The sequence below is a fragment of the Mesorhizobium sp. M2C.T.Ca.TU.002.02.1.1 genome (assembly GCF_003997225.1).
On the sequence record NZ_RZTO01000657.1, the window covers coordinates 1 to 3,541 of the forward strand.

Below are 3,541 nucleotides of genomic sequence, written 5' to 3' on the forward strand. Positions count from 1 at the left end.
GCCTTAGGCCACCTGTAGCCGGGCCGCGCCATCCTCGCGTGACATCTCGACCAGCCGCGCGATCGCCCATGGCGCCATCAGCGCGAAGAATGCCGTGACATCGAGGAAGATCGACCGCGCCAGATCGAAACTGCTGTGATCGTAGCAGACTGCGAACTCCATCACGCTTGACCCCTTTTTTGACCCACCCGTTGCGCATGTTGTTTTGCGCTTCATTAGCATGGCCTTGATTTGCAACAAATACAAGGCATGGCTAATGTGTATGTCAAGTAAGGCGCTGCTGGCGCATGCGCGGTCATGCCGGCTGAAGCACTTAAAGCGTATCGCGATCTGTCAGATTCGCTCCTTGCGCTTTGGGCTTTTGATTTTACGCATGTCTTTGCCCCCAAACCGGTTCCCGCTTTCGGGAGACATGCTTTAAGCCGGCTTGGGCCAGAACAGCCAGATGAGCGCCAGCGCCGCCAGCACCCAGACCGCGATCATGAAGGCGAGACCCGCTTTGCTGACCGGCTTCTCGCGCCGCGCGGCTTCTTCGCGGAATTCCCGCATCAGGTCGGGCGGCACCAGCCTGACCGCGAGCATGATGCCGAGAGGCACGATCAGCAGGTCGTCCAGATAGCCGATGATCGGGATGAAATCCGGGATGAGATCGATCGGGCTCAGCGCATAGGCCGCGACGGCGCCCGCGGTGGCTTTTGCGTACCAGGGCACGCGCGAATCACGGGCTGCGATCCACAGCGCCACCGCATCGCGCTTGATGGCGCGCGCCCATTGCTTTGCCGAGTCGAGAGCCGACATGAGCCTATCGTATACCGCCGTGCGGGTCTGCGGGCCAACGGACGAACACCGGATTTGGCCTCTCAGGCGCAGTCCTTCAGTTCGACGACCTCGACGCCGAGGCGGAAGGCCTGGCCGTCGGCATAGGAGCGCGCATGCTGCTCGGCTTCGAAGGGGAAGATGAGCGTCGTACCGTAGGCGGTGACACGCACCGTCCACTTCTGGCCTCTGACGAGTTCAACGCCGTGAAGCTTCGCCGTAACCATCTCACCCTCCTCAGATCCGGCACGTCAGCGACATCCGCATAACGTCGCCAAAATCATTTGAATACAAATAATCCGACTAAATCGTGTCGTTCGGTGTCGATTCCGACATTGGGCCGTTTGCGTCCGTGAAATGGTTCACCGACAGCAGCGCTTTTTTGCTGCCGGGCCGCAAGCGGTCGGGATGGCCTGCCTGGAACCGCGACGGCCTCAGCCGGGTTGGAGTCCTAATTCACAAGGAGATCGTCATGATCCGCAAGCTGAAATCCGGCGAATATCGGCTCTATTCACGCAAGATCGATCCCAGGACCGGCAAGCGCCGCAATCTAGGCACCTTCAAGTCGCGCGAAGCCGCGGAAAAGCACGAACGCGAGGTGCAGTATTTCAAGCGCCACTAGGCAGCTTCACGGTTTGACGCAGCGCAGGCGCGCGCGAAGAGAGCCGCGACTCGCTTGTTCAGCCATGTGGGGTCGGTGGGGTGCGCGGGCGAGGGTGACCAGGTACGTTTGAGCCGATATGGTCGAGGTCGCAACGTTTGGTGATCATTTCGACCGATCCGGTGTCGACGGTCACGCGTCCCAGCACCTGCACGGTCGTGCGTCCGAGATCCTCGTCGACATGGACGACCTCGCCCTCGAGTCTGAGCTTATCGCCCACCTTGGCATTCGGCTCGACCATCGAATACTTATGGCTGTCTCCGTCGAGCCTCAGCGCGACGCGGTCGCCGGTGCGTTCGACCACCGTGGCGATGACAGCCACCCTGTCGCCTATCTCCACTGCCGGCCGTGCCATTGCGGCCTCCTTTCCGCCCCGCGCGGCATCTCGCCCGACGGAGCCGGCTGGCGCCACTCTGTGTGCCGGAGCCGCTGAAATAAACGGCAAAACAAGCATTTGGTTGCCGACGGCCGCCTGCCGAGAGGCGAAGAAGGAGCTGAACACAAGGTCCGAGGCCGCGCCTGTCGAGGCAGGCGCTGGCCGGGCGAATTGCAGCGAATGGACAGCGCCGAAGTCTCGGTCTTGCCTATGCGGCCCGCGCCAGGGCGACCGCATCGGCCCCGGCGGGGAAGCGCAGGGTGCCGGTCGTGTCGTTGACGGCTCGCCAAACGCCCTCGGCGACGTCGGTTTCCTTCGTGGTCGGCGCCCCGGTCATTGCCGGATTGGCGAGATCGCCGAAGACTGCCCTGGCAAAGTCGGCATAGGCCTCGGGGATGAGGTCCTGGACATTGACGCCTGTGTTGGCGGCGAACCTTGTCGTCGGCCCGTAGCCGGGTTCGACCAGCTTGGCTTGGACGTTGAAGGGCGCGAGTTCCAGCGCCAGTGAGCCCGTGAAACCTTCGATGGCCTGCTTGCTCGCGGTATAGGGCGCCGCCAGCGGGAAGGGCGCAAGCGTGGCGCTCGACGTCACGTTGACGATGACGCCGGCGCGCCGCTCGCGCATCTGCGGGATCACCGCCTGGGTCATCGCCATGACGCCGAACGTATTGGTCTCGAAGACCTTGCGGATATGCGCCATCGGCGTTGCCTCGAAGGCGCCGGCGACGCCGACGCCGGCATTGTTGACCAGCGCGTCGATCGGCCCGGCCGCCCCGAGCGCCGCTGCGATGCTTTTGTCGTCCGTCACGTCGAGCGGCAGGACGCGCAACGACGACGAACGCGGCAGCAGGTCTTCTCGCGGGCTTCGCATGGTCGCGACGACGTTCCAGCCATTCGAGAGGAAATGTCTCGCGGTTTCCAGGCCGTAGCCCGACGAAGCGCCGGTGATCAGAATCGTTCTCATGGGATCGTTCCTTGTTGCTCGGAGTTCACGGCGACAAGGTTACGGGCAAGATGCAGGACTATCTATGATTGACGGTCCATGATTTGTTTGCAAAAGTCCGGATATGGTCGATCCCCTCTCTGAAGTCATAGGCCTGCTCAGGCCGCGCGCCGTATTCACCAAAGGCATCAGCGGCGCCGGGCGCTGGGGCGTCCGCTACGCGGATTTCGGCCACCCAAGCTTCGCCGTCGTCATCGAGGGTGCTTGCCGGTTGGCTGTGGACGGCCAGCCGCCTGCGACGCTGGAAGCGGGCGATTTCGTGCTGCTGCCGACCACGCCTGGCTTCACCATGACGGGCTTCGAGCCGGTCGTTCCGACGCTGATCGATCCCAACCTTGCCGCGGCCGCGACGGCGGAGGTCCGGCACGGCAGGCAGGACGGCCCGCCGGACCTGCGCATGCTTGGCGGCTATTTCCTCTTCGATGGGGAGGATTCCGGCCTGCTGGTTTCACTGCTGCCTGCTCAGGTCCATGTCCGCGGCGTCGAGCGGCTGTCGATCCTGGTGAAGCTGCTGATCGAGGAGGCGGCGGGCCGGCATTCGGGGCGCGACCTGGTGCTGACCCGGCTGATCGAGATCCTGCTGGTCGAATCCCTGCGGCAGGCGCAGGCGTCCGACGCGCCGGCCGGACTGCTGCGCGGCCTGAGCGATGCACGGCTGGCCGAAGCGATCCGCCGGATGCATGCC

At 63.8% G+C, this 3,541-nt stretch carries 7 protein-coding genes; 2 read left to right on the forward strand and 5 right to left on the reverse strand.

All coding sequences use genetic code 11. The features are described from left to right. Nucleotides 1–3 precede the first annotated feature (3 nt). The 3 genes from EOD07_RS37810 to EOD07_RS26975 all read right to left on the reverse strand — a co-directional run bounded on the left by EOD07_RS37810 (nt 4) and on the right by EOD07_RS26975 (nt 1,043). Nucleotides 4–165 carry a hypothetical protein gene (locus tag EOD07_RS37810; protein WP_164772564.1) on the reverse strand — a complete coding sequence of 54 codons (162 nt, stop codon included), beginning with the start codon at nt 163–165 and terminating at the stop codon, nt 4–6. Nucleotides 166–417: 252 nt separating this feature from the next. Then, nucleotides 418–798, reverse strand: coding sequence for a YkvA family protein (locus tag EOD07_RS26970; RefSeq protein ID WP_127237570.1), 381 nt, complete (start codon nt 796–798; stop codon nt 418–420). Nucleotides 799–860: 62 nt separating this feature from the next. Further along, nucleotides 861–1,043: a hypothetical protein gene (locus tag EOD07_RS26975; RefSeq protein WP_041010878.1), complete on the reverse strand. Its 183-nt coding sequence runs from the start codon at nt 1,041–1,043 to the stop codon at nt 861–863. Between the two features lie 245 nt (nt 1,044–1,288). On the opposite strand from EOD07_RS26975, the gene EOD07_RS26980 reads away from it, so the two are divergent. Further along, nucleotides 1,289–1,438, forward strand: a complete 150-nt coding sequence (locus EOD07_RS26980; protein WP_112100506.1) for a hypothetical protein — start codon at nt 1,289–1,291, stop codon at nt 1,436–1,438. A gap of 58 nt (nt 1,439–1,496) precedes the next feature. On the opposite strand, the gene EOD07_RS26985 is transcribed toward EOD07_RS26980, so the two are convergent. Together EOD07_RS26985 and EOD07_RS26990 are read right to left on the reverse strand one after the other, a co-directional pair. After that, entirely contained in the window at nt 1,497–1,832 is a 336-nt protein-coding gene (locus EOD07_RS26985) for a hypothetical protein (RefSeq protein ID WP_127237571.1), read from the reverse strand. Between the two features lie 229 nt (nt 1,833–2,061). Further along, a complete protein-coding gene (locus tag EOD07_RS26990; protein ID WP_127237572.1) occupies nt 2,062–2,817 on the reverse strand; it encodes an SDR family oxidoreductase in 756 nt (251 codons plus the stop codon). 103 nt (nt 2,818–2,920) lie between these two features. On the opposite strand from EOD07_RS26990, the gene EOD07_RS26995 reads away from it, so the two are divergent. Continuing rightward, the coding region (locus EOD07_RS26995; protein ID WP_164772565.1) for a cupin domain-containing protein at nt 2,921–3,541 on the forward strand (621 nt) is incomplete at its 3' end.

Bases quoted from the DNA above. Each gene is read 5' to 3' on its own strand.
- EOD07_RS26970 (WP_127237570.1), bottom strand. From the start codon at position 798: ATGTCGGCTCTCGACTCGGCAAAGCAATGGGCGCGCGCCATCAAGCGC.
- EOD07_RS26975 (WP_041010878.1), bottom strand. From the start codon at position 1,043: ATGGTTACGGCGAAGCTTCACGGCGTTGAACTCGTCAGAGGCCAGAAG.
- EOD07_RS26980 (WP_112100506.1), top strand. From the start codon at position 1,289: ATGATCCGCAAGCTGAAATCCGGCGAATATCGGCTCTATTCACGCAAG.
- EOD07_RS26985 (WP_127237571.1), bottom strand. From the start codon at position 1,832: ATGGCACGGCCGGCAGTGGAGATAGGCGACAGGGTGGCTGTCATCGCC.
- EOD07_RS26990 (WP_127237572.1), bottom strand. From the start codon at position 2,817: ATGAGAACGATTCTGATCACCGGCGCTTCGTCGGGCTACGGCCTGGAA.